This window comes from Streptomyces sp. CA189 (assembly GCF_056428985.1).
In genome coordinates, this window is record NZ_JBWJVM010000051.1 from 39,261 (window position 1) to 63,939 (window position 24,679).

18 protein-coding genes, 1 tRNA gene and 1 pseudogene are annotated in these 24,679 nt (G+C 71.9%); 18 read left to right on the forward strand and 2 right to left on the reverse strand.

The genetic code is table 11. The features are described from left to right. Positions 1 to 41 precede the first annotated feature (41 nt). The 3 genes from AC061S_RS29890 to AC061S_RS29900 all read left to right on the forward strand — a co-directional run bounded on the left by AC061S_RS29890 (position 42) and on the right by AC061S_RS29900 (position 4,905). Entirely contained in the window at positions 42 to 2,372 is a 2,331-nt protein-coding gene (locus AC061S_RS29890; RefSeq protein ID WP_478689006.1) for a HelD family protein, read from the forward strand. Between the two features lie 495 nt (positions 2,373 to 2,867). After that, complete coding sequence (locus AC061S_RS29895) at positions 2,868 to 4,292, forward strand: NAD-dependent malic enzyme (protein ID WP_478689007.1); 1,425 nt, start codon at positions 2,868 to 2,870, stop codon at positions 4,290 to 4,292. 331 nt (positions 4,293 to 4,623) lie between these two features. Next, entirely contained in the window at positions 4,624 to 4,905 is a 282-nt protein-coding gene (locus AC061S_RS29900; RefSeq protein ID WP_007264399.1) for an HU family DNA-binding protein, read from the forward strand. 221 nt (positions 4,906 to 5,126) lie between these two features. On the opposite strand, the gene murA is transcribed toward AC061S_RS29900, so the two are convergent. Further along, positions 5,127 to 6,470, reverse strand: a complete 1,344-nt coding sequence (murA, locus tag AC061S_RS29905; protein ID WP_383951820.1) for a UDP-N-acetylglucosamine 1-carboxyvinyltransferase — start codon at positions 6,468 to 6,470, stop codon at positions 5,127 to 5,129. A 274-nt stretch (positions 6,471 to 6,744) separates the two neighbouring features. Between murA and AC061S_RS29910 the strand changes: the two genes are divergently transcribed. The 13 genes from AC061S_RS29910 (at position 6,745) to AC061S_RS29970 (ending at position 22,698) form a co-directional block, all read left to right on the forward strand. After that, positions 6,745 to 7,305 (forward strand): YqgE/AlgH family protein, encoded by a 561-nt coding sequence (locus AC061S_RS29910; protein ID WP_478689008.1) that lies wholly within the window; start codon positions 6,745 to 6,747, stop codon positions 7,303 to 7,305. 84 nt (positions 7,306 to 7,389) lie between these two features. Continuing rightward, positions 7,390 to 7,677 carry a DUF3039 domain-containing protein gene (locus AC061S_RS29915; protein WP_243337322.1) on the forward strand — a complete coding sequence of 96 codons (288 nt, stop codon included), beginning with the start codon at positions 7,390 to 7,392 and terminating at the stop codon, positions 7,675 to 7,677. Between the two features lie 153 nt (positions 7,678 to 7,830). Next, a complete protein-coding gene (locus AC061S_RS29920; RefSeq protein ID WP_478689009.1) occupies positions 7,831 to 9,480 on the forward strand; it encodes a beta-N-acetylhexosaminidase in 1,650 nt (549 codons plus the stop codon). Positions 9,481 to 9,856: 376 nt separating this feature from the next. Beyond that, entirely contained in the window at positions 9,857 to 10,789 is a 933-nt protein-coding gene (locus AC061S_RS29925) for an FAD binding domain-containing protein (protein WP_382976312.1), read from the forward strand. After that, positions 10,786 to 12,828, forward strand: a complete 2,043-nt coding sequence (locus AC061S_RS29930; protein ID WP_478689010.1) for a (2Fe-2S)-binding protein — start codon at positions 10,786 to 10,788, stop codon at positions 12,826 to 12,828. The genes AC061S_RS29925 and AC061S_RS29930 overlap by 4 nt, the downstream gene beginning before the upstream one ends. A 44-nt stretch (positions 12,829 to 12,872) precedes the next feature. Next, positions 12,873 to 15,158 (forward strand): xanthine dehydrogenase family protein molybdopterin-binding subunit, encoded by a 2,286-nt coding sequence (locus tag AC061S_RS29935; RefSeq protein WP_478689023.1) that lies wholly within the window; start codon positions 12,873 to 12,875, stop codon positions 15,156 to 15,158. A gap of 146 nt (positions 15,159 to 15,304) precedes the next feature. Next, positions 15,305 to 15,835 carry a hypothetical protein gene (locus tag AC061S_RS29940; protein ID WP_478689011.1) on the forward strand — a complete coding sequence of 177 codons (531 nt, stop codon included), beginning with the start codon at positions 15,305 to 15,307 and terminating at the stop codon, positions 15,833 to 15,835. After that, positions 15,835 to 17,325 (forward strand): WXG100 family type VII secretion target, encoded by a 1,491-nt coding sequence (locus AC061S_RS29945; protein ID WP_478689012.1) that lies wholly within the window; start codon positions 15,835 to 15,837, stop codon positions 17,323 to 17,325. Before AC061S_RS29940 ends, AC061S_RS29945 begins: the two co-directional genes overlap by 1 nt. Before the next feature lie 27 nt (positions 17,326 to 17,352). Continuing rightward, positions 17,353 to 18,543 carry a type VII secretion-associated serine protease mycosin gene (mycP, locus tag AC061S_RS29950; protein WP_478689013.1) on the forward strand — a complete coding sequence of 397 codons (1,191 nt, stop codon included), beginning with the start codon at positions 17,353 to 17,355 and terminating at the stop codon, positions 18,541 to 18,543. 33 nt (positions 18,544 to 18,576) lie between these two features. Further along, positions 18,577 to 19,002 (forward strand): hypothetical protein, encoded by a 426-nt coding sequence (locus AC061S_RS29955; RefSeq protein WP_478689014.1) that lies wholly within the window; start codon positions 18,577 to 18,579, stop codon positions 19,000 to 19,002. A gap of 16 nt (positions 19,003 to 19,018) precedes the next feature. Then, positions 19,019 to 21,310 carry a hypothetical protein gene (locus AC061S_RS29960; RefSeq protein ID WP_478689015.1) on the forward strand — a complete coding sequence of 764 codons (2,292 nt, stop codon included), beginning with the start codon at positions 19,019 to 19,021 and terminating at the stop codon, positions 21,308 to 21,310. Then, positions 21,310 to 22,011 carry a hypothetical protein gene (locus AC061S_RS29965; protein WP_478689016.1) on the forward strand — a complete coding sequence of 234 codons (702 nt, stop codon included), beginning with the start codon at positions 21,310 to 21,312 and terminating at the stop codon, positions 22,009 to 22,011. Before AC061S_RS29960 ends, AC061S_RS29965 begins: the two co-directional genes overlap by 1 nt. A 174-nt stretch (positions 22,012 to 22,185) precedes the next feature. Next, the gene (locus AC061S_RS29970; protein ID WP_478689017.1) at positions 22,186 to 22,698 is read left to right on the forward strand and encodes a hypothetical protein; all 513 of its coding nucleotides are present in this window, start codon (positions 22,186 to 22,188) and stop codon (positions 22,696 to 22,698) included. A gap of 64 nt (positions 22,699 to 22,762) precedes the next feature. Here AC061S_RS29970 and AC061S_RS29975 read toward each other — a convergent pair. Continuing rightward, a tRNA-Cys gene (locus AC061S_RS29975) sits at positions 22,763 to 22,834 on the reverse strand. A 203-nt stretch (positions 22,835 to 23,037) separates the two neighbouring features. Between AC061S_RS29975 and AC061S_RS29980 the strand changes: the two genes are divergently transcribed. Both AC061S_RS29980 and AC061S_RS29985 read left to right on the forward strand, forming a co-directional pair. Further along, entirely contained in the window at positions 23,038 to 24,498 is a 1,461-nt protein-coding gene (locus AC061S_RS29980) for an MFS transporter (RefSeq protein WP_478689018.1), read from the forward strand. Between the two features lie 55 nt (positions 24,499 to 24,553). Beyond that, positions 24,554 to 24,679, forward strand: a pseudogene (locus AC061S_RS29985) (XRE family transcriptional regulator); the annotation flags it as partial.

Consider the following 24,679-nt stretch of genomic DNA (forward strand, 5'->3'; position numbering starts at 1 on the left):
TACGGTTGACGGCTGCCCATGCACGTCAGAAAGGGGCCTTGGTGGCCGCGCAGAATGCCGCTGTCGACAGCACGGCGGATTCCGTCCGCGATCGGGAGATCGCGGTCGAGCAGACGCATCTCGATCACGTGTACCGACGCCTTGAGGAGAAGATCCACGAGGCGGAGTTCCTGATGAACGACGCCGCCAAGCGTGGCCAGGTCGGCACGCCCGGCGCCCTCGCGGAGCGGGACGCGCAGGTGTTCCGAGCCGGAATCCACCTGAACCGTCTCAACAACGAGTTCGAGGACTTCCTGTTCGGCCGCATCGACCTGGTCCTCGGCAAGGACGGGGAGCGGGGCCCCGACGGCGCCTTCACCTCCGTCGATCCCGCCGACGACGCGATCCGTACCGACCTCACGGCCGATATCGCCGAGACGCTCCACATCGGCCGCATCGGGGTCCTCGACTCCGACTACGCGCCGCTCGTCATCGACTGGCGGGCCCCCGCGGCCGCGCCGTTCTACCGCTCCACCCCCAAGGAGCCCGGCCGCGTCGTGCGCCGCCGGGTCATCCGCTCCAAGGGCCGCAAGGTGCTCGGCGTCGAGGACGACCTGATGCGCCCCGAGGTGACCGCCTTCCTCGACGGGGAGGAGCTGCCCGCCATCGGCGACGGCGCCCTGATGGCCGCCCTCGGGCGGGCCCGCACCCACTCGATGCGCGACATCGTCTCCTCCATCCAGGCCGAGCAGGACCTCGTCATCCGGGCGCCCGCCGCCTCGGTCGCCGAGGTCGCGGGCGGACCGGGCACCGGCAAGACCGCCGTCGCCCTGCACCGCGCCGCCTACCTGCTCTACCAGGACCGGCGGCGCTACTCCGGCGGCATCCTGATCGTCTCCCCGACGCCGCTGCTCGTCGCCTACACCGAGGGCGTCCTGCCCTCCCTCGGCGAGGAGGGCCAGGTCGCCATCAGGGCGCTCGGCTCGCTCGTCGACGGGGCCGAGGCGACCACGTACGACGACCCGTCCACCGCCAGGATCAAGGGCTCGTCCCGGATGCTGAAGGTGCTGCGCAAGGCCGTACGGGGCGCCCTGGAGTTCGGCGGTCCCGGCGGGGCCCCGGCCCCCGACCGGCTCCGCGTGGTGGCCTTCGGGCGCCGCCAGGAGCTGGAGGCCGGCGACCTCGACCGGATCCGGCAGAACGTCCTGTCCGGCACCGCCCCGGTCAACCTGCTGCGCCCGCGCGCCCGCAAGCTCCTGCTGGACGCGCTGTACTCGAAGTCCGGCGGGGCCGGCCGGCACAGCGATCCGGAGCTCGCGGCCGAGCTGCGCTCCGCCTTCGACGAGGACATCTCGACGGAGGACGCGTTCATCGACTTCCTGAACGCCTGGTGGCCCGAGCTGACCCCGCGCCGAGTCCTGGCCTCCATGGCGGACGAGCGGCGCCTGTCGCGCTGGTCGCGCCGGGACCTGAACCCGCGCGAGACGCGGCAGGTGGCGCGCTCCCTGCGCCGGGTGGGCCCGGACGGCAAGGGCGCCCTGTCGGTGCACGACGTGGCGCTGCTGGACGAGCTCCTGCAGCTGCTGGGCGCGCCCGCGCGGCCCAAGCGGAAGCGGCAGATGGACCCGCTGGACCAGCTGAGCGGGCTGGAGGAGCTGATGCCGACCCACGAGGAGACCCAGTGGGAGCGGGCCGAGCGGCTCGCGGCGGAGCGCACCGAGTACGCGCACGTCATCGTCGACGAGGCGCAGGACCTGACGCCGATGCAGTGGCGGATGGTCGGCCGCCGGGGCCGGGGCGGCACGTGGACGGTGGTCGGGGACCCGGCGCAGTCCTCGTGGACCGATCCGCAGGAGGCGGCCGCCGCGCGCGACGAGGCGCTGGGCACCCGGCCGCGGCGCAAGTTCACCCTGACGGTGAACTACCGCAACCCGGCCGAGGTCGCCGAGGTCGCCTCGCGGGTGCTGAAGCTGGCGGCGCCGGGCACGGAGCCGCCGACCGCGGTGCGCTCCACGGGCCTGCTGCCGCGCTTCACGGCGGTGCCCCCCAACGAAGAGGACCTGCGCTCCACCGTCGTGGAGGAGACCCGGCGGCTGCTGGGGCAGGTGGACGGCACGGTCGGCGTGGTCGTGGCCATGGACCGGCGGGCGGAGGCCGCGGGCTGGCTCGCGGACCTGGGGGAGCGGGCGGTCGCCCTGGGCAGCCTGGAGGCGAAGGGCCTGGAGTACGACGCCACGGTGGTCGTCTCCCCGGCGGAGATCGCGGACGAGTCCCCGGCCGGCCTGCGGGTGCTCTACGTGGCCCTGACGCGCGCGACGCAGCAGCTGACGGTGATCTCCACCGATCGGGACTCGCCGGACGCCGAGGGGGTCGCGGCGCTGCTCCAGCCGTGAGCCCGTCGGCTGACCAACGGTGAGCCGCCCGTCGGCTGAACCGGCCGTGAGCCCGTCATAGGGCCGGTTGGTCGGCGGCCAAGGGCGTGGTCCCCGCAACCGGTCTCCGGTGGGGGGATCGCTTCGGGCGAACCTTTGTTAGCCTGGGTTACGGCACCGACTCGATCCAAGCCCCCGGGCCCAACCTTAGTCGCCTAGAGCGACCACTTGCCGCGAGGCGAGCATGGCGGGTCGGTGTCATAGACGTATGAAGCACCAGGTCCGCGTCCTCCACCCAGTGGGGGGCGCGGACCTTTTTGTATGGGCCACCCATTCCGTAGACCCCGGTTATCTCGTATGGTGGAAGAGTTCTTCCGAAATTTGTAGCTGGTTACCTTGTACCGGCTGGTAGGTGGGACGATCGGACAACAGGTCCTGCCATACCTGCCATGTGCTCGGCGGCGCAGCGCGGGACCCTGTGTGTACAAGAACCAGGGACAGAAGAGGAACACGGCCATGGCAACGGCGCCCAGCGTCTCGTACTCGATGACGGTCCGCCTGGAAGTGCCCGCGAGCGGTACCGCGGTCTCCCAGCTCACCACCGCCGTGGAGTCCTCCGGTGGCTCGGTCACCGGCCTCGACGTGACCGCATCCGGCCACGAGAAGCTCCGTATCGACGTCACCATCGCCGCGACGTCCACGGCGCACGCCGACGAGATCGTCGAGAAGCTCCGCGGGATCGAGGGCGTCAGCCTCGGCAAGGTCTCCGACCGAACCTTCCTGATGCACCTCGGCGGCAAGATCGAGATGCAGTCGAAGCACCCCATCCGCAACCGCGACGACCTCTCGATGATCTACACCCCGGGCGTGGCCCGCGTGTGCATGGCGATCGCCGAGAACCCCGAGGACGCCCGCCGTCTGACCATCAAGCGCAACTCCGTCGCAGTCGTGACGGACGGCAGCGCCGTGCTGGGCCTCGGCAACATCGGCCCGATGGCCGCGCTGCCCGTCATGGAGGGCAAGGCGGCCCTCTTCAAGCGTTTCGCCGGCATCGACGCCTGGCCGATCTGCCTCGACACCCAGGATCCCGACGAGATCGTCGCGGTCGTCAAGGCGATCGCCCCGGGCTTCGCGGGCATCAACCTGGAGGACATCTCCGCGCCGCGCTGCTTCGAGATCGAAGCCCGGCTCCGCGAGGCCCTCGACATCCCCGTCTTCCACGACGACCAGCACGGCACCGCCATCGTGGTCCTCGCCGCCCTCACCAACGCACTGCGCGTGGTGGGCAAGGCCGTTGGCGACGTCAAGGTGGTCATGTCGGGCGCCGGCGCCGCCGGTACCGCCATCCTCAAGCTGCTCCTCGCCGCGGGCGTCAAGAACGCCGTCAGCGCCGACATCCACGGTGTCGTGCACGCGGACCGCCCCGACCTCGTCGACGCGGCCCCCGACTCCCCGCTGCGCTGGATCGCCGACAACACCAACCCCGAGGGGTACACGGGCACTCTGAAGGAGGCCGTGGTCGGCGCCGACGTCTTCATCGGCGTCTCGGCCCCCAACGTGCTCAGCGGCGAGGACGTGGCCGCCATGGCGGAAGGCGCGATCGTGTTCGCGCTCGCGAACCCGGACCCCGAGGTGGACCCGGCGATCGCCCGCCAGACCGCCGCCGTGGTGGCCACCGGCCGTTCCGACTTCCCGAACCAGATCAACAACGTGCTGGTCTTCCCGGGTGTGTTCCGCGGCCTGCTGGACGCCCAGTCGCGCACCGTGAACACCGACATGATGCTGGCCGCCGCGAGCGCCCTGGCCGACGTGGTCGGCGAGGACGAGCTGAACGCGAACTACATCATCCCGTCGGTCTTCAACGACAAGGTCGCGGGCGCGGTCGCCGGAGCCGTCCGCAAGGCGGCCTCCGCGGCCGTGACGGCGCCCACCTCCGTCTGATCCCCGGCGCGTCGCGGGATGCGGGCCCCCCGGGCCGCCCATAGGGTTGCGGGGATGCCCGCGTGGCCCGCGGTCTGCGTCTGCCGGACGTCATCCGGACACCATCCGGACGCCTTCCGGTGCGGACGGAGCGTCACCGCGGCGTGACTGTGGCGCTTTTCGTGTGACCCCGGCGGGTGCCGGATTGGCTTTCCCGCCGGTGGTGGGGGCAGGATGCGTAACCGGGCGAGAGGGTCTGACGTCAGACCCGGGTCCGGGGACTGTCCTAGGGCCCTGGCAGCATCGGCTTCGATCTCACGCCTCTAAGGCACGTTGAACACGGGAGTACAACATGAACCGCAGTGAGCTGGTGGCCGCTCTGTCCGAGCGCGCCGAGGTGACCCGCAAGGACGCCGACGCCGTTCTGGCCGCGCTCGCCGAGACCGTCGGCGAGATTGTCGCCAAGGGCGACGAGAAGGTCACCATCCCCGGCTTCCTGACCTTCGAGCGCACCCACCGTGCCGCTCGCACCGCGCGCAACCCGCAGACCGGCGACCCCATCCAGATCCCGGCCGGCTACAGCGTGAAGGTCTCCGCGGGCTCCAAGCTCAAGGAAGCCGCCAAGGGCAAGTAGTCCGCCCTTGTGCCGAGGGCCGCACCGGCCCTCGGGACGGCAGTAGTACGTATTACGCCAGAGGCGGCCACCCGGCACCGGGTGGCCGCCTCTCGGCGCTCCCGGCGCGGCGGGTGGCCCCCGGGAGCCAGAACGCCCCCACAGGCCCTGTACGGGGCTTGTGGGGGCGTTCTGGGCCGGTCTGCGTGGATCTACGGCGTACCGGCGTACCGGAGTGCCGGTCAGACGAGGTCGCCGCCCGGGAGCTCGACCTTGGCGCCCAGTTCCACGAGCTTCTCCATGAAGTTCTCGTAGCCCCGGTTGATCAGGTCGATGCCGTGGACCCGAGAGGTGCCCTCGGCGGCGAGCGCCGCGATCAGGTACGAGAACCCGCCGCGCAGGTCGGGGATGACCAGGTCGGCGCCCTGGAGCTTGGTGGGCCCCGAGACGACGGCGGAGTGCAGGAAGTTGCGCTGGCCGAAGCGGCAGGCGCTGCCGCCCAGGCACTCCCGGTACAGCTGGATGTGCGCGCCCATCTGGTTGAGCGCGGAGGTGAATCCCAGGCGGGACTCGTAGACCGTCTCGTGGACGATCGAGAGGCCGGTGGCCTGGGTCAGCGCCACGACCAGCGGCTGCTGCCAGTCGGTCTGGAAGCCGGGGTGGACGTCCGTCTCCAGCGCGATGGCGTTGAGCGGGCCGCCCGGGTGCCAGAAGCGGATGCCGTCGTCGTCGATCTCGAACGCCCCGCCGACCCGGCGGAAGGTGTTCAGGAAGGTCATCATCGAACGCTGCTGCGCGCCACGCACGTAGATGTTGCCGCCGGTGGCGAGGGCCGCGGACGCCCAGGAAGCGGCTTCCAGCCGGTCCGGGAGCGCCTTGTGGTTGTAGCCGCCCAGCCGGTCCACACCGGTGATCCGGATGGTCCGGTCGGTGTCGACGGAGATGATCGCGCCCATCTTCTGCAGGACGCAGATGAGGTCTTCGATCTCCGGTTCGACGGCGGCGTTGCTGAGCTCGGTGACGCCCTCGGCGAGGACGGCCGTCAGCAGCACCTGCTCGGTCGAGCCGACCGACGGGTAGGGCAGGCGGATCTTGCAGCCGCGCAGTCGCTGCGGGGCCTCCAGGTACTGACCGCCCTCGCGCTTCTCGATGGTCGCTCCGAACTGGCGGAGCACCTCGAAGTGGAAGTCGATCGGCCGGCCGCCGATGTCGCAGCCGCCGAGGCCGGGGATGAAGGCGTGGCCGAGCCGGTGCAGCAGCGGGCCGCAGAAGAGGATCGGGATGCGCGAAGAGCCCGCGTGCGCGTCGATGTCCGCGACGTTCGCGCTCTCGACGTGCGAGGGGTCGAGCACCAGCTCGCCCGGTTCGTCACCGGGGCGGACGGTCACCCCGTGCAGCTGGAGCAGCCCGCGCACGACCCGGACGTCCCGGATGTCGGGAACGTTGCGCAGCCGGCTGGGCTCACTGCCGAGCAGGGCCGCGACCATCGCCTTGGGTACGAGGTTCTTCGCGCCGCGGACACGGATCTCGCCCTCGAGCGGAGTTCCGCCGTGGACAAGCAGTACATCGTCACTGATGCCGGTCATGAATCTCGCGTTCCGGAGAGGGGTGGGCAGGGGGGCCAGTGAAAAGGGTAAGGGGCATGACCCCCCTGTTCGTAAGGCTGACGGGGCCGTAGGACTGTCATGAATTCGCCACAACACCCTCGGTGCCCGCCAGGTGGCGGAGCGTCTCCTTCCGCCCGGGATCGGGCCGGCGGCCCGTGCGCGCCCCGCGCTGCCGCCGTGCGCCCTGAGCTGCGTACGGTCCGGATGTGCCGTCCACTCCCCCTCACGGGCGAATGTGCGAGATCATGTCGCCATGACCGAGGTGTCCTCCCTCACAGGGCGGCTGCTCGTGGCCACCCCCGCCCTCGCGGACCCGAATTTCGACCGCGCGGTGGTGCTGCTGCTCGACCACGACGAGCAGGGCTCGCTCGGCGTCGTCCTCAACCGCCCCACCCCGGTGGGCGTCGGTGACGTCCTGCTGTCCTGGGCCCCGCTGGCCGGAGACCCCGGAGTGGTCTTCCAGGGCGGCCCGGTGGCGCTGGACTCCGCGCTGGGGCTGGCGGTCATCCCGGGCGAGGAGGGGCCGCTCGGCTGGCGCCGCGTGCACGGGGCGATCGGCCTCGTCGACCTGGAGGCCCCGCCCGAACTCCTCGCGGCGGCCCTGGGGGGCCTGCGCATCTTCGCCGGGTACTCGGGCTGGGGCCCGGGGCAACTGGAGGAGGAACTGGGCGTGGGCGCCTGGTACGTCGTCGACTCGGAGCCGGGCGACGTCTCCTTCCCCGATCCGGAGCGGCTGTGGCGCGCCGTGCTGCGGCGCCAGCGCAGCGAGCTGGCCATGGTGGCCACGTACCCGGACGACCCGTCGCTGAACTGAGCCCGCCGTCCGGGCCGCTGCCCGGGCCCCGTCCGTCCGGCCGCCGCTCAACCCTCGCGCGCGAGGGTCGGTACCCTGGCAGTCATGAGCACTCTTGAGCCCGATCGCGGGACTGGTACGGGGACCCTCGTAGAGCCGACGCCGCAGGTGTCCCACGGCGACGGCGACCACGAGCGCTTCGCCCACTACGTCCAGAAGGACAAGATCATGGAGAGCGCGCTCGGGGGCACCCCCGTCGTCGCGCTCTGCGGCAAGGTCTGGGTACCGGGCCGGGACCCGAAGAAGTACCCGGTCTGTCCCATGTGCAAGGAGATCTACGAGTCCATGGGCCCCGGCGGGGACAAGGACAAGGGCGGCAAGGACGGAAAGTAGTCGTCCGGCCCTCCCGAAGCGGGACGAAGGCCCTCGGTGCGCACCTGTGCGTCCGGGGGCCTTTGCCGTGCCCTGGGGGCGGGTTAGGGTCGCCGCGTCAGCGCCCTGTGAAACGTACGTTGCACCTGATGCAACGGTGGAGGAGTCGAGGCCATGCCCGAGTTGATTCCGGAGCCGCGGTACGCGCGATTCCTGCCCGACGGCGGCACGTACGAGCTCACCGACCCGCTCCTCGACGCCGGACCCGGCGCCGAGGGCACGGCCCGCTGGCTGCGCCGCGAGCTCGGCGCCGCCACCGGCTGGGCGCTCCCGGCCCCGGTCAGCGGGGAGGCGTACGGCGAACGCCCGGTGATCCGGCTCGCGCTGCGCCCCGAGATCGGGCGGGGTACCGGGCCGGAGTCGTACGAGCTCCACCTCACGGCGGGGTCCGTCCTCCTGGAGGGCGCCGACGCGGCGGGCCTCTTCTACGCCGCCCAGACGCTGCGTCAGCTCCTCGGGCCCGACGCCTGCCGGCGGGCGCCGCTGCCCGGAGCGGTGTGGCGGCTGCCGGTCGGGGACCTCCTGGACGGGCCGCGCTTCGGCTGGCGCGGGATGATGCTCGACGTGGCCCGGCACTTCGTGCCCAAGGACGGGGTGCTGCGGTACATCGACCTGCTCGCCGCCCACAAGCTCAACGTGCTGCACCTGCACCTGACGGACGACCAGGGCTGGCGGGTCGAGATCAAGCGCCATCCGCGGCTCACCGGGGTCGGCGCGTGGCGGGCCCGCAGCCGGTGGGGCCACCGGGCCTCGCCGCTGTGGAACGAGACCCCGCACGGCGGCTTCTACACCCAGGACGACCTGCGCGAGATCGTCGCGTACGCGGCGGAGCGGCACGTGCGGGTGGTGCCGGAGATCGACGTGCCGGGGCACTCGCAGGCAGCGATCGCCGCGTACCCGGAGCTCGGGAACACGGACGTGGTGGACACGGCGGCGCTGGAGGTGTGGGACGACTGGGGCGTCAACGAGAATGTGCTCGCGCCCACCGAGGCCGTCCTGCGGTTCTACGAGGGGGTCTTCGAGGAGCTGCTGGAGCTGTTCCCGGCGGAGGTCTCGCCCTTCGTGCACGTGGGCGGCGACGAGTGCCCGAAGGCGCAGTGGCGGGAGTCCGCGGTGGCCCAGGAGCGGATCCGGGAGCTGGGGGTCGACGGGGAGGACGGTCTGCAGTCCTGGTTCATCCGGCACTTCGACGGCTGGCTCGCGGAGCGCGGCCGCCGGCTCATCGGGTGGGACGAGATCCTGGAGGGCGGACTGGCCCCGGGAGCGGCCGTGTCCTCCTGGCGCGGCTACGCGGGCGGCATCGCCGCCGCCGAGGCCGGCCACGACGTGGTGATGTGCCCCGAGCAGCAGGTGTACCTGGACCACCGTCAGGCGGCCGGTGAGGACGAGCCGATGCCCATCGGGTACGTACGGACATTGGAGGATGTGTACCGGTTCGAGCCGGTACCGCCGAAGTTGTCCGAAGAGGCCGCCGCCCACGTGCTGGGCGCGCAGGCCAACGTGTGGACCGAGGTGATGGAGGACCAGAGCCGCGTCGACTACCAGGTGTTCCCGCGCCTCGCGGCCTTCGCCGAGGTGGTGTGGTCCCGGCTGCCGCAGCCGGAGGAGCGGGACTACGCGGACTTCGAGGCGCGGATGACGGCCCACTACCGGCGCCTGGACGCCCTCGGCGTCGACTACCGGCCGCCGGGCGGTCCGTTGCCGTGGCAGCGCAGGCCCGGAGTGCTCGGCCGCCCGATCGAGGGAGCGCCCCCGAACGTGTGACGAGCCCCCCCCCGCGGGGAGGAGCGCGAGCTCCCTCGCGCGGAAGGGGTGCGGAGCGGCGCCGCCGGGGTGGGAACGGGGCGCCGCCGGGGTGGGAACGGGCCTCCGCCGGGGTGGGATCGGGGGCGGAGCGGGACCGGATCACGGCCGGATCGCGGCCGGATCGCGGTGGGATCGGGGTGGGATCGCGCGGGTGGTGCGTGGGGCGGTACGTGGGGCTGCGCGGGTGGTGTCGCCGGTGGTGCGCGGGCGGTGGACCCTCGCGTCCGGTGCTCCGGAAGATGTGCCAGAGTTGCCACGTCCAGGCGGTGAGCACGTACCGTACGGCGGACAGGCGTGAGCGCCGGGACCGGGACATCGGGAAGGGGCAGCTGGGTTGACCACGCACGCACCGCACGCACCGCAGGCACGGGACTCGTCCCAGGGGCCCCGCAGCGACCCGCGGGCGGGGAACGCGGCGCAGTCCGTGACGCTGCCGGCCTCGCTCGACGAGGCCGTGGCGGCGCTCGCGGCCATGCCCGCCGCCGTCCCCGTGGCGGGCGGCACCGACCTCATGGCCGCCGTCAACGCGGGACTCCTGCGCCCCGCCGCCCTGGTCGGCCTCGGCCGGATCAACGAGATCCGCGGCTGGCAGTACCAGGACGGCCACGCGCTGCTCGGCGCCGGCCTCACGCACGCGCGCATGGGCCGGCCGGACTTCGCCGCCCTGATCCCGGCCCTGGCCGCCGCCGCGCGCGCCGCGGGCCCGCCGCAGATCCGCAACGCCGGCACCCTGGGCGGCAACATCGCCACGGCCGCGCCGACGGGCGACGCGCTGCCGGTGCTGGCCGCGCTGGAGGCCGTACTCGTCATCGTCGGGCCCGGCGGATCGCGGCGCGAGATCCCGGTCTCGCACCTGCTGGCCGGCCGGGAGATGCTCCGCCCCGGAGAGCTGATCGGCTTCGTGCGGGTGCCGTTGCTGCACGCGCCGCAGGTGTTCCTCAAGGCCACGGGGCGTACGGGACCGGGGCGCGCGACGGCCTCCGTGGGGCTCGTGCTGGACCCCGCGCGCCGGGGTGTGCGCTGCGCGATCGGCGCGGTCGCCCCGATGCCGCTGCGGCCGCTGGAAGCCGAGCAGTGGGTTGCTTCGTTGATCGACTGGGACGGGGACCGCAGTCTGGCCCCCGAGGCGCTGGAAGCCTTCGGCGAGTACGTCGCGGCGGCGTGCGTGCCCGACCAGGGGGAGCCGGTGGCTCCCGCAGTACTGCATTTGCGGCGGACGGTGGCCGTACTGGCACGGAGGGCCCTGGGGAGGGCGCTGAGCTCATGAGTGAGAACGAGAACACGGGTCCCGCGGGTCCTGCGGGCTCCAACTGGGGCTGGGAGCCGGTGCCGCACGGCGGCGAGTACGACTCCGACGCGACGGCCTTCGTGAAGCTGCCGCAGGACATGCTCGACGCACTCGGCACCGGGGAGCCCCTCGCGGCCCCCGGGCACGGCTACGTGCCGCCGCCGATGATCGTGCCGCTGGGCACGGGGAGTACGGATCCGACGGCCACCGGCACCTGGACCATCCCGGTGCAGTGGCCGGAGGCCGGTGCGGCGGCTCCGGCGGACACGGGCACGGGCTCGGGGGCCGCGGCGCGGGCGCCGATCCCGGCGTCGGTGCCGATTCCGGCGTCGGTGGCCGCGGCGTTCGCGGATCCGGCGGCGGAGCCGGCGGCCGAGCCCGTCGCGGAGTCCTACGGGGAGCTTTACGCCGAGCCCTTCGCCGAGCCCTTCGGGGAGCCTTACGCGGAGTCCTTCGGCGACCCCTTCGCGGGGAGCCGGGCCGCCGCGCACGAACCGGGGTCCACCGCCGAGTGGCGGTTCCCCGAGGCGGCGGCGAGCGACGTGTGGACCCCGGGAGGCACGGGCGACACGGGCAGCTTCGGCCAGCTCGCGGCCTCGGCCGACTGGAGCCAGGCCCCGGCGACACTGCCCGGCGGGGCCGCGGCCCCGTGGGCGACCCATCCGGACTTCGAGGGTGCGCGCGGGTACGTGGCGCAGCAGCCGGGCGGGGACGGGCCGGGCTCCGACCCGCTGGGCTCCGGGGTGCTTCCCGGGGCTTCCGTGCAGGCCGGCGGACCCTTCGGCTCCGCCTCGGCCCTGGGGCGCGGACCGCGCGTGCTGGGCGGCCCGGGCGTCGGTACCCCGCTGGACGGGGAGCCGGGCTACCCGGCCCCGCACGACATCGAAGCCGCCCACGGTCCGGCGCAGGTCCCGGACTCGGGGGAGCGGCCGCATCCGGGGAACGAGGGCGAAGCCGGGGGTGCTGACGAAGCCCGGGGTGCAGACGACGTAGTGGCTGCCGATGGGGTCGCGGCCGCGGGCGCAGCCGGGGCCGGGGCCGTCGAGGCGGAGCACGGGTTCGGCGCAGGCGTGCCGGGCTCGGGCGGAGCCGGGGACCAGGGCGGGACCGGGGCCGGGGACCGGGCCGGAGGCGGGGCCGTCGAGGCGGAGCCGGGTGACGGCGGAGCCGTGCCGGCCGCCGGCGGAGCCGTGGCCGCGCCCGCGCCGGGTACGGACGACGCCGACCTGGCTGTCGAGACCGCTCCGGCGGGGGCGGCCGAAGGGATTCCGGGCGAGGGGGCGACGTACGAGGAAGAAGCCGCCGACGGGGCGGACGCCGCGGCCGTCGCCCATCACGAGCACCCGTCGGCCTCCTACGTGCTGCGCGTCAACGGGGCCGACCGCCCCGTCACCGGCGCGTGGATCGGCGAGTCCCTCCTCTACGTGCTGCGCGAGCGCCTCGGCCTCGCCGGCGCCAAGGACGGCTGCTCGCAGGGCGAATGCGGCGCCTGCGCCGTGCAGGTCGACGGCCGGCTCGTCGCCTCCTGCCTCGTCCCCGCGGCCACCGCGGCGGGCAGCGAGGTCCGGACCGTGGAAGGTCTCGCGACCGACGGGGAACTGTCGGACGTACAAGAGGCGTTGTGCAGGTCGGGTGCGGTGCAGTGCGGGTTCTGCGTGCCCGGCATGGCCATGACCATCCACGACCTGCTGGAAGGCAACCACGCCCCCAGCGAGCTGGAGACCCGCCAGGCACTGTGCGGGAACCTCTGCCGCTGCTCGGGCTACTCGGGCGTCATCGAGGCCGTGCGCGAGGTCGTGGCCGAGCGCGGCTCGGCGGCGGAAGCGGCCGCCGCGGCCTCGGCCGAGGCCCGGATCCCGCACCAGGCCCCGCCGGGCGAGGGCGGCGTCCACGGGATGCAGGGCAACCAGGGGATGCAGGGGGTGCAGGGGATGCAGGGGAACCACGGGATGCAGGGCAACCAGGGCGACCACGGACTCCACGGCGACCACGGCACCCACGAGGGAGGCACGGCGTGAGCGCCCACGACGCGGCGACGGTCCCGGTAACGGTCGCGACACCGATCTCCGAGGGCGCGGAGCCGTCGGAGTCGGCCGTCCCGCGCGGCATCGGCGCGTCCGTCCCGGCCGCCGACACCCGCGCCAAGACCGAGGGCACCTTCCCCTACGCCGCCGACCTGTGGGCCGAGGGCCTCCTCTGGGCCGCCGTGCTGCGCTCCCCGCACGCCCACGCCCGCATCCTCTCCATCGACACCTCCGCCGCCGTCGAGATGCCCGGCGTGCGGGCCGTCGTCACCCACGCCGACGTCCCCGGCGCCACCACCCACGGCCGCCGCATCGCCGACCGGCCCGTCTTCGCGCACGACGTGGTCCGCCACCACGGCGAGCCCATCGCCGCCGTCGCCGCCGACCACCCGGACACCGCGCGCCTCGCGGCCGCCGCGATCGCCGTCGAGTACGAGCTCCTCGACCCGGTCACCGACCCCGAACAGGCCTTCGGCGCCCCCGACCTGCACCCCGACGGCAACCTGATCCGGCACATCCCGCTGCGCTACGGCGACCCCGAAGCCACCGGCGAGGTCGTCGTCGAGGGCCTCTACCGCATCGGCCGCCAGGACCCCGCCCCCATCGGCGCCGAGGCCGGACTGGCCGTGCCGCGCCCCGACGGCGGCGTGGAGATCTACACCGCCTCCACCGACCCGCACACCGACCGCGACCTGGCCGCCGCCTGCTTCGGCCTCGAACCGGACCGCGTACGGGTCGTGGTCACCGGGGTCCCGGGCGCGACGGCCGACCGCGAGGACGCCGCGTTCCAGCTCCCGCTCGGCCTCCTCGCCCTGCGCACCGGCTGCCCGGTGAAGCTGGCCGCCACCCGCGAGGAGTCCTTCCTCGGCCACCCGCACCGCCACCCGACGCTGCTGCGCTACCGCCACCACGCGGACGCGGAGGGCCGGCTGGTCAAGGTCGAGGCGCAGATCCTGATGGACGCGGGCGCCTACGCCGACGCCTCCTCGGAATCCCTGGCGGCGGCGGTGGCCTTCGCCTGCGGCCCGTACGTCGTCCCGCACGCCTTCGTGGAAGGCTGGGCGGTACGCACCAACAACCCCCCGTCGGGCCACGTGCGCGGCGAGGGCGCCATGCAGGTCTGCGCGGCCTACGAGGGCCAGATGGACAAGCTGGCGGCGGCCCTAGGCATCGACGGCGCCGAGCTTCGCCTGCGCAACGTCCTGGCCACCGGCGACCTGCTCCCGACGGGCCAGACGGTCACCTGCCCCGCCCCCGTGGCGGAACTCCTGCGCGCGGTCCGCGACCACGAACTGCCCGCCCTCCCCAAGGACACCCCGGAGGAGGACTGGCTGCTCCCGGGCGGCCTGGAGGGCGCGGGCGAGCCGGGCGCGGTTCGGCGCGGGGTCGGGTACGGGGTCGGCATGGTCCACATGCTCGGCGCGGAGGGCGCCGACGAGGTGTCCACGGCCACCGTGAAGATCGTCGGCGGCGCCGCGACGGTCATCTGCGCCGCCGTCGACACCGGCCAGGGCTTCTCCACGCTCGCCCGCCAGATCGTCCAGGAGACCCTGGGCGTGGACGAGGTCGTCACGGCCCCGGTCGACACCGACCAGCCGCCGGCGGGCCCCTCAGCCCACGGCCGCCACACCTGGGTCTCGGGCGGCGCGGTGGAACGCGCGGCGAAGATGGTCCGCACCCAACTCCTCCAGCCGATGGCCCACAAGCTCGGCATGTCCATCGAACTCCTCCAGATCGCGGATGGCCGGATCACGTCGTACGACGGCGCCTTCTCCACGACCGTCGCGGAGGCGATGGAGGGCAAGGAGCTCTGGGCCACGGCCCAGTGCCGCCCCCACCCGACGGAGCCGCTGGACGGGGACGGCCAGGGCGACGCCTTCGTGGGCCTGGCCTTCTGCGCGATCCGCGCGGTGGTCGACGTGGACATCGAGCTCGGCTCGGTACGCGTCGTGGAGCTGGCGGTCGCCCAGGACGTCGGCCGCGTCCTCAACCCCCGCCAGCTGGAAGCACGTATCGAAGCGGGCGTCATCCAGGGCGTGGGCGCGGCCCTGACGGAGAACCTCCGCACGGCCTCGGGCTTGATCCGCCACCCGGATCTGACGGGCTACGCCCTCCCCACCTCCCTGGACGCCCCGACGGTCCGCATCGTCAAACTCGTCGAGGAACGCGACGTGGTGGCCCCCTTCGGCGCCAAGCCGGCGAGTGCCGTCCCGGTGGTCACGGCCCCGGCAGCGGTGGCCTCGGCGGTCCGCGCGGCCACGGGCCGCCCGGTCAACAGGCTCCCTATCCGGCCATCGGCGGCGGTGGCGGCGCCCAACTCGTAACCTTGTGACCCTGATTGCACCTGCAACCCGGAACTTGGGCCTGTCGGACTCTGTCGATAGAGTGTTTGTGGACACTGGCGACGTGTGTGTGCGAATGCGCGTGAAGCGGGTGTGAACGGGGACGACGGGGAGTCGGGGAGGCCATCGTGGCAGTGGACTATGGGCCGGGCGTGTTCGGGCGGGACTTCGGCGTGGGCGTAGCCTCGCCGGCGGTTCTGGGCGCGCTGCAGGTTGAGTACGAATCGCTGACGGACTACAAGAAGCGGGTCGACGGTCTGCTGTTGAAGCTGGACGGTTCCCCGGCGAGCGACAAGAAACTGGCGGACGGCACGATCCCGGAGAACTCCCTCGGCGAGGGCTTCGCGGAGGCCAAGCGCCTGTTCGCGGCCTACTCGAACGTGCACGCGCAGTTGGTTGCGCTGTCGAAGGGGCTGGCCGACCAGATCGAGGGGCTGGGCATCGCGATCCAGACGAGCGGTCGTGGTTTCGAGGGCGTGGACGAGGACACACAGCGGCGGATGCTGGCGATCAGCAAGCAGGCCGACGCGAACTACGTCCCGGAACGGGATCCGCTCGCGAACTACGCCCCGGAACGGGATCCGCTCGCATCTCCGCCTCCGTACAACTCGGCGTCCCAGGGCGCAACTTCAGGTGCAACGCAGGGTGGGGGCTTCTGATGGCATCGAACTTCGAGAGCTACACGCACCAGGAACTGCTGGCCATGCTCGCCTCGGCCAATGCGGAGACCCTCAAGGCGCGCGGCGCCCAGCTGACGGACGCCGCGGCGACCATCAAGGAGATCGGCGAGAGCCTCAAGGACCACCGGACGACCGGCTGGGAAGGCGAATCGGCCACGGCCTTCCAGGACTGGGTCAGCCGCACGGGCAACGCGACGCTGCGCCTGGGCGAGTACAGCGCCGAGGGCGGCAAGCAGCTGACGCAGGCCAGCCAGGTCGTCATCGAGGTCAAGGCCAACATGCCGAAGTACGACTCGGCGGCGGCCGCCAACCTCGACGCGGCCCGCGAGTACCGCAACGACCCCGACGCGGCGCAGATCGGCATGCAGGCGCACTCGAAGCTGAGCGGCGACCGGCAGCAGGCGATCCAGCAGATGACGAAGCTGGCGCAGGGGTATGAGGCTTCGGCCACTGGGATGGAGAGGGCGGAGATTCCGACGTTTCCGCCGCCTCCGGCAACGTTTGTACCAGGGGACGTCGACGGTGGGGAACATCTGCACCGGTCTGGAGGGGCTGCTCAGGGGGCTAACGGAGGGGCTGCTCCAGGGGTAGTTGGAGGGGCTTCGCAGGGGGTAATTGGGGCAGGCGGCTCGTCGTATGCCCCGTCACCAGCAGGTCCTGGTGGTTCGCCGCCTGGCTCCGGTTCTGCGTCCGGACCGCAGCCGTCGCCGGCACCCGTTCCGGTGCCCCCGGACCGCAACATTGGTACCGGTCTCGACACCGTGGGCCCGACGCCGAGCACGACCCTTCCACCGGCCCCGGGAGTGCCCGGAGGCCCCAGTCCGGTCGGTCCGGGCGGTGGTGGTCCGGGTGTCACACCCGGCGGGTTCGTCCCGCCCCTGACGCTGCCGCCGGGCGGTGGCGTACCGAAGCCGATCGGCGGTGTCGGCCCGGGCGGCTTCGGCCCCGGCGGGGTTGGCGGGAAGGGCGGCGGACTAGGCGGTGTTGCCGGGCTGCCTCCGCGCGACAGCGGGATCTCGGGCGGCCGGCCGGTGACGCCCAGTGGGCCGAGCGCGAGCATTCCGCGTGGCACGGTCATCGGTGGTGAGGGCGCACAGACGGCTGGGCGTGGCATGGGTATGGGCGGCGGCATGGGTATGGGCGGTGGCGGGGCGCAAGGCGGTCTCGGCAGTCCCATGGCCGGTCGCCGTCTCGCCACCGAAGCGGGTGGCGTCGTCGGTGGACACCAGCCGGGTGCGGGCGGTCGCTCAATCGCTGGTGGTCAGCCGTTTACTCAGGGCGGTTCCGGGCTGGTTCGCGGTGGATCGGGTGCGGGTCCAATGGCTGGTCCTATGGGCCACGGTGGTGCTGGTGCACCTACTCCGGGCCGACGTGGTGATGGCCGACAGGGTGAGCGCCCTGACTACCTGGCTGAGGACGAAGAGACGTGGCAGGGCGACGGTCGCGTCGTTCCGCCGGTGATCGACTGAGTGGAGCGGACGTTGCAAGGGATGCACATGCGTAAGGCGACGGCGGCCTTGGTGGGTCTTCTGCTGGCCGGGGTTGCTGCGACTCCGGCGCATGCGGAGACCATCCGGTCCCAGCAATGGCATCTCACGTCGATGAAGGCCGATGACATCTGGAAGACGAGTACAGGTAAGGGCGTAACGGTCGCCATCATCGACAGCGGTGTAGAACGTCTCCCGGAGCTGGAGGGACAAGTTCTCCCCGGGAAGGATTACGCACCGTCTTCGTACAAGGGAGATGAGCGAACGGACTGGAACGACCACGGAACCACTATGGCCGCGATCATCGCGGCTACGGGCAATCACCCCAGTGGTGACGGGGCGTTCGGGCTTGCGCCCGGAGCCAAGATCCTTCCGATTCGTGTGCCGCAGGGTGAGAACCCAGCGAACCCTGCTTGGACCGAAGCGATTCGGTATGCGGCAGATACAGACGCGAAGATCATCAACATCTCCCTGGCTACACCTAATGAAGATCCGGCACGCCTTGATGCCGTGAAGTACGCCCTTTCCAAGGGGAAGCTGATCTTTGCTGGTGTGGGAAACAACGGGGACGCGGGCAACAGGGTTCTCTACCCGGCCGCAACTCCCGGCGTGGTGGGTGTCGGAGCCGTCGACGCGAATGGCAAGGTGACGGCAGAATCGCAGCATGGAGCTCAGGTAGATCTGTCTGCACCTGGGGTCGACATTGTGACGGCTTGCGCTGGCAAGAGTCAGCTGTGCAAGAACCACGGCACAAGCGACGCCACCGCCCTCGCCTCCGCCTCTGCCGCGCTGATCTGGTCCGCCCACCCGGACTGGACCAACAACCAGGTGCTCCGGGTCATGATGAACACCGCTGGCAAGCCCGTAGACGGCGCCGAGCGCAGTGACTTCATCGGCTACGGCACCGTCCGCCCCCGCATCGCCGTACCCAATCCCGGCGACCCCGGCCCCGCGGACGTCTACCCGCTCCCCGACCTGGCCGCAGCCGGCGGCGGGACCGGGACGAAGGCTCCCTCAGCCTCCTCCTCGGCCAGCCCTGGGGCCCCCGCCCCCGCCCCCGCTCCCCAGGCCGACGTGAAGAAGGACGACGGCGTCGGCGGCAGCAATCTCCCCTATGTCGGGCTGGCCCTCGGGCTCGGTGCGTGCCTGCTCATCGGCGGAGCCGTCACCGCCGTTGTCCTCCGCCGCCGGAGCCGCTGACTCACGGGAAGGTCCAGAAGGGAAGGTCACAGCATGTCGTTCGACCAGGAATGGTCCACGGCCCGGAGCGCTGCCGCCGCCAACGTCTCCACGCGGCTCAACAGCGTCCCGGCCGCGCCGGGCCCCGGCGGTGGCAGTGCCGATCTGGAGCTCGACCAGGACCACATCGGCGAGGTCGGCTCCGAGGCCTACAAGCTCCACACACGGCTCTCCACCGACGGCAAGCACGCCGCCGCCTCCACCGCCGAGGCGGCCGGCGCGCTCACGCGCGAGGGCTTCGCGAGTGGCGCGGCCCTGCTCAAGGTCAACACCCGTTGGGAGAGCCAGCTCAAGACCCTCGTCGCCGCCTGCGCGAACATCTCCAACGGGCTGAACTACTCGCTCTCCTCGCACAGCAAGGAAGAGCAGCAGTTGCACGCCGATTTCACGGCCTCCAAGATCGACCAGCTCCTCAAGTAGTAAAGGCGACGGACACGTGCTGACGTACGAGAACGTGATGAACGCGCCCTTGGGCCCGCTCCAGACGGCGATCACCGACTGGGCCGCGATGGTCAAGAAGCTGGACGAGCTGGCGGGGTCGGCACGCGACGGCATGAAGGCCAAGTCGGACAAGGCCCAGTGGAACGGCGTCACGGCGGTCGTCGCCCGCCCCTTCATCGACAAGACGGCCAAGGAGTTCGACGACGCGGCTCAGCAGGCCAAGGGCATCCACCTCCTGCTCACCGACGGCCACGCCACCATCAAGGCGGTCCAGGAGCAGATCAAGAAGCTGGTCGCGGACGCCCCGGCTGCCGGCTTTCGGATAGACGAGAGCGGGCGGGTGTCCGCCATTCCGCTCGCCGACGCCCAGGACCGTTACGCGGCCCAGCACGATCCGGACTACCAGGCGTCCCTCCGCAAGAATCAGGGCCTGTGGCAGGACCGGGTCAACCGGGCCGTCGAGGACGCCCAGGACGCCGACGACTCCCTCGTCCGCGCGCTCCAGGCCAACGTCACGGACGACAACAACTTCACCGCGCCGAAGTACGGCACCCTTGACGCCGAACAGGCCGACCGGGCGGCCGCGCTGATGAAGAGGGTCACTGGCGAAGGCGGCACGGCCCGAAATCCCGAGGCCCTGCGCGAGCTGGAGGACCTACTCGACGACAACCGAGAGGACCCCGAGTTCGCGACGGGCTTCTACCGGACGGTCGGCGCCGAGGGAACGTTGGAGATGTACGCCACCATGTCCCTGGATGCCACGAGCCTCGGCGTCGCGGGCAGGGACCGTGCGCTGATGGTCGCGAACATCCAGAGCGACATGGGGGCGATGCTCGGCCTGGCCACGCACAAGGACGTGCCGAACCACCTCGACGCCGCGTGGACGACCCAGCTGATGAAGGCCGGCCGCAAGGAGATGCAGGTCACCGGCGGTGTGACGACGATCTACGGCTACCAGGCGCTCGGGGCGCTCATACGCGAGGGCACGTACGACACGGAGTTCCTGACCTCGGTCGGCCGCGGCATGGTCGCCATGGACCGCAAGGATCCGAAGGCCTGGGAGTACCACACGCCGTACGGCCTCGCCTCGGTCCTCAACCAGGGCGAGGGCGGCGGCCGCGGCTTCTACCCGCTGACGGGCCTGATGGAGGCGCTGGGCAACAACCCGGACGCGGCGACGGCCTTCTTCAACGAGCCGGTCCGGGAGGACTCTAACGGTGACGGGATCGTCACCAAGGACGACAAGGCGGTCGGAGGTCAGCACGGCAAGGACCAGGGCATGGTCGACTACATGCTCGACAAGAAGCCGTACATGGACAGCTTCGACATCGCGAAGACGGGTGACGTGCACCCTGCGCAGGACGCGCTGGGCGGCGCCCTGGAAGCGGCGGTATCCGGCCGCGCGGCGGGCGACGAGGACGCGAAGCCCGTACCGCACACCGAGGAGATGACCTCCGTCATGGAACGGGTCGTCCAGAAGATCGGCGACGACCCGTCCCTGGTGGCGCAGGACCCCGACGACGGCGACAAGAAGCCGAGTCTCGGCTCCATGGCCGGCCACTTCGGCAACATGGCGGCCGAGTACGTTCCGGACCTCCAGGCGGCCGCCGAGAACGGCGGGCAGCAGATCAAGGTCGCCGGATCCATGGCCGACTTCGACGAGGCGACGGTGACCCGGTTCCTCGGCGCGGTCGGCCAGGACCCCGGGGCGTACGGTGCGATCACCAACGCGAACCAGGCGTTCACGGCGGTTCTCGTCAACGATGTGATCCAGCACCGGGGCGAAACCACCCTGTTGGGTGAGGCGGTGGAGGTCGCGGTGCAGCCTGGTGGCCAGATTGCCGGAATGATGACGGAGGCCCGCGCCCAGGGCATGCACGCCGCGACGGCCCACACCAACGAGGAGTATGTGAAGGGCGTCGAGGACGGAGCCAAGTGGATCAACCGCGGCATCACCGCCGCCGGTGGCAAGTACCTCGAACTGGTGCCGCTCGCAGGCGACATCGTGGAGTGGGTTCAGGAGGACGTCACCGAGCACTTCGTCGAGGAGGCCAAGGACAAGGGCAAGGAGAAGGTCGGCGACACGGAGAAGGCCGTGGCGGAGATGTACTCCCAGAGCGATGCGAGTACCAGTGGCGCTGCCGCGAACGCGGTGCGCAACGCGGCCGCCGACTCCGGCCTGTCGCCGAAGGACATCGACACGCTGGCCGGTGCGGCCTCCGCGCAGTCCTCGGTCGCCCATTCGGTAGGCCGGGACCTGGTGGACAGCTCGAAGGGGACATCCTGATGACCGCGAAGAAGAACGCCCCGATGGCGCCCACCGCCCGGTCCACCCGCACTGCCCGCGTTGCGGCACTCGCGGTGCTCGTGGCGGCGATCGCGGGATGCGGCTCGGCGGACCCCGAGCCGAAGCCGTCCCGTTCCGCGAAGCAGCGTCCGGAAGTGGAGCGGACGGAGGCCTGCCCGGGGTTGATCACCGATACTGCCGGCAAGGCGCTGATGGACGTGCTGCAGTCCTCGCAAGTGGTCAACAACGCCGCGCAGACCGTCGGTGTCGCGGCGATGGGCAAGGCTCTGGAGGAGGCCTACCGCGAGGGGGCCGGACCCCGGGAGTTGACCGCTCCCGTGTGCACGGTCACCGGATCCGTGGGCCTGGGGAAGCGAGTCGGGGAGATCCGCATCGCCGCCGGGAGCACGGCCCCCGGGGACCCGGGAGCAGGGGGAACGGGGGTCCGGGTGGTGCGCGCAGACAAGCAGCGCGGCGTGTCCTTCGACTGCGTGAGCACCCGTGTCGGCTCCACGCGCGCCGTGCCGCTGCGGATTACCGCCTCGTACGAGGACCGGTACCAGAACAGCAAGGGCGACGCCGCCCTGGGAGAGGACTACCTGGTTCTTGCCCATTCCGCCGCGCTCGCGATCGCCAAGGAATCGGGATGCGAGAACAGCGGCGGGCTGCCCGCCGAGGCCGCCGCCCTCCCGAAGCCCTGACGCACGACAAGGAGAAGGCCGCTCAGGAATGTACGGAGAAGGACGGGTCATGGATGTACGCCGACGCCCAGACGAGGGCGAGTGAAGCCGCGAAGAGCGCGGTGGTGCGTGCTCGTGGCGAGTGCGGTCCTGATCGCGGGATGCGGTGGGGAAACCGAGGCGAAGAAGCCTCCCGTGAGGGACCCCAACGTGAAGACGGAATCGGCCTGCTCCGGGATGCTCGACGCGGCGGCCGGAGAGGCGTTGACCCGAGTGCTCCAGTCCGGGTACCTGGTCCCGGACGATGCCCAGGCCGTCGGGGCCGCCGCCATGGCGCAGGCCGTGGAGGACATGGGCCCCGTACCGGTCTGTCTGGCGACGGGCCAGGTCGGAACGGGCAGCCGCGTCGCGGAGATCCGGCTGAGGCCGGGGCCCGGTGGCGTACGGGACAAAGGAGTCCAGGTGACGAGCAGGGACAACGCCCGGGCGATCTCCTTCGACTGCGAGAGCCCCAGAGTCGGGGCCATCGGGACCCTGAGGGTCACCACCACCTTCGAGGACCAGTGGGAACGGGCATCCAGGAACCCCGAGCTCGGCGCCGACTACCTCCTCATCGCCCACTCCGCTTCCCGCGCCCTGGCCAAGGAGCTGGGCTGCCGGTCCGGCGGCGGGCTGCCCGAGCAGGTCACGGCACTGCCCGCGGGCTGAGCTGGACAGGGCACGAAGAAGGCCGCTCAGGGGATCTTCGTCCCCTGAGCGGCCTTCGCCGTAGAAGCCGTGACCGGAATCGAACCGGCGTAACTCGCTTTGCAGGCGAGTCCCTCAACCACTCGGGCACACGGCTGGGTGGTGGTGATGGGTATGACCGTACGAGGGTGCGGGAGGGTGGGGAAGGGATGCGCGGGGCGTGCAATGTGACTGCCATGCCGCGTTCACAGAGGGAGGGGGGAGGGGGCGGGTAGGACCTTTGGCCTAGGGCTGGGGGAGGGGGTGGGATCGGTCGGAATGACAGGGTCGAAAGAGCGGTACGGGCCTTACTCTGGGGCGATGAGCGTCCTCCCACAGCGAGCTGCTGCACCAGCCGGACCGATACCCGACCAACCGAAGGGCGGGATCCTCGGGCCCGCGTACCGGACGCTCAGCATCGGGATCATCTCCGTCATTTTTCTGATCGCCTTCGAGGCCACCGCCGTCGGGACCGCCATGCCCGTGGCCGCCCGGGAGCTGAACGGGATCGGGCTCTACGCCTTCGGCTTCTCCGCCTACTTCACCACCAGCCTCTTCGCGATGGTGCTCTCCGGGCAGTGGGCCGACCGGCAGGGGCCGCTGCGGCCGCTGACCGTGGGGATCGGGTCCTTCGCCGCCGGGCTGGTGTGTTCCGGTACCGCCGGGACGATGTGGATGTTCGTGCTCGGGCGGGCCGTGCAGGGGTTCGGCGGCGGGCTGGTCATCGTCGCGCTGTACGTGGTGGTGAGCCGGGCCTACGAGGAGCGGCTGCGGCCCGCGATCATGGCGGCCTTTGCGGCGAGCTGGGTCGTGCCCTCGATCGTCGGACCGCTGGCCGCGGGAACCGTGACCGAGCAGCTCGGGTGGCGCTGGGTCTTCCTCGGGATCCCCGCGCTGGTCTTCGTACCGCTGGCCGTGGCGCTGCCCGCGATACGGCGCAGCGCCTCCGGGCCGGTGGACCCCGAGGCTCCGCCCGTGTCGTTCGACCGGCGGCGGATCCGGCTCGCGCTCGGGATCTCGGCCGGTGCGGGGCTGCTGCAGTACGCCGCCCAAGATCTGAGGTGGTTGTCGCTGGTGCCGGGGATCGCCGGGGCGGCGCTGCTGGTGCCCGCCGTGCTGGGGCTGCTGCCGCGCGGGACCTACCGGGCGCGGCGCGGGCTGCCGTCGGTGGTGCTGTTGCGGGGCGTGGCGGCGGGGTCGTTCATCGCGGCGGAGAGCTTCGTACCGCTGATGCTGGTCACCCAGCGGGGGCTGAGCCCGACGATGGCCGGGTTCTCGCTCGCGCTGGGCGGGGTGACGTGGGCGGCCGGCTCGTGGGTGCAGTCGCAGGGGCGGGTGGCGCCGTACCGGGAACGGCTGATGGTGCTGGGCATGATCATGGTCGCGGCGTCCATCGCCGGGGCGCCGGCGGTGCTCGTGGAGTGGGTGCCGGTGTGGATCCTGGCGCTGGTGTGGGCGTTGGGGTGCCTGGGGATGGGGCTCGTCATCGGCTCCACCAGCGTGCTGCTGCTGAAGCTGTCGGCGCCGGAGGAGGCGGGGGCGAACTCCGCCTCGCTGCAGATCTCGGATGCGCTGGCGAACGTGGTGCTGCTGGCTGCGGGCGGGGCGGCGTTCGCCGCGCTGGGCGGGGGAGCGGTGGGGGCGGCGCACTCCGTGGTGGAGGGGGGCGGGGCTTCGCACCCCGGTGCGTTCGTGGTCGTGTTCCTGCCGATGGCCTGCGTGGCCCTGGTGGGGGCATGGGTTGCCACCCGGCTGGATGTGGAGGCTGCGCGGAGGGTCTGAGACCCGCGGTCCGGCGAGGCGCGGCGCGGCGCCGTTGCCGGGGGCGCCGCCCCCGGACCAGCTCGTGGAGACCGCGACCGACGATGTCGTCACCAGTCCGATCATCGACGCCGCTCGTGGGCAGATGCGCTGGCCGATGAAGGGCGAACCGGGCATGACGGTCATTCGCCAGCGCATGACC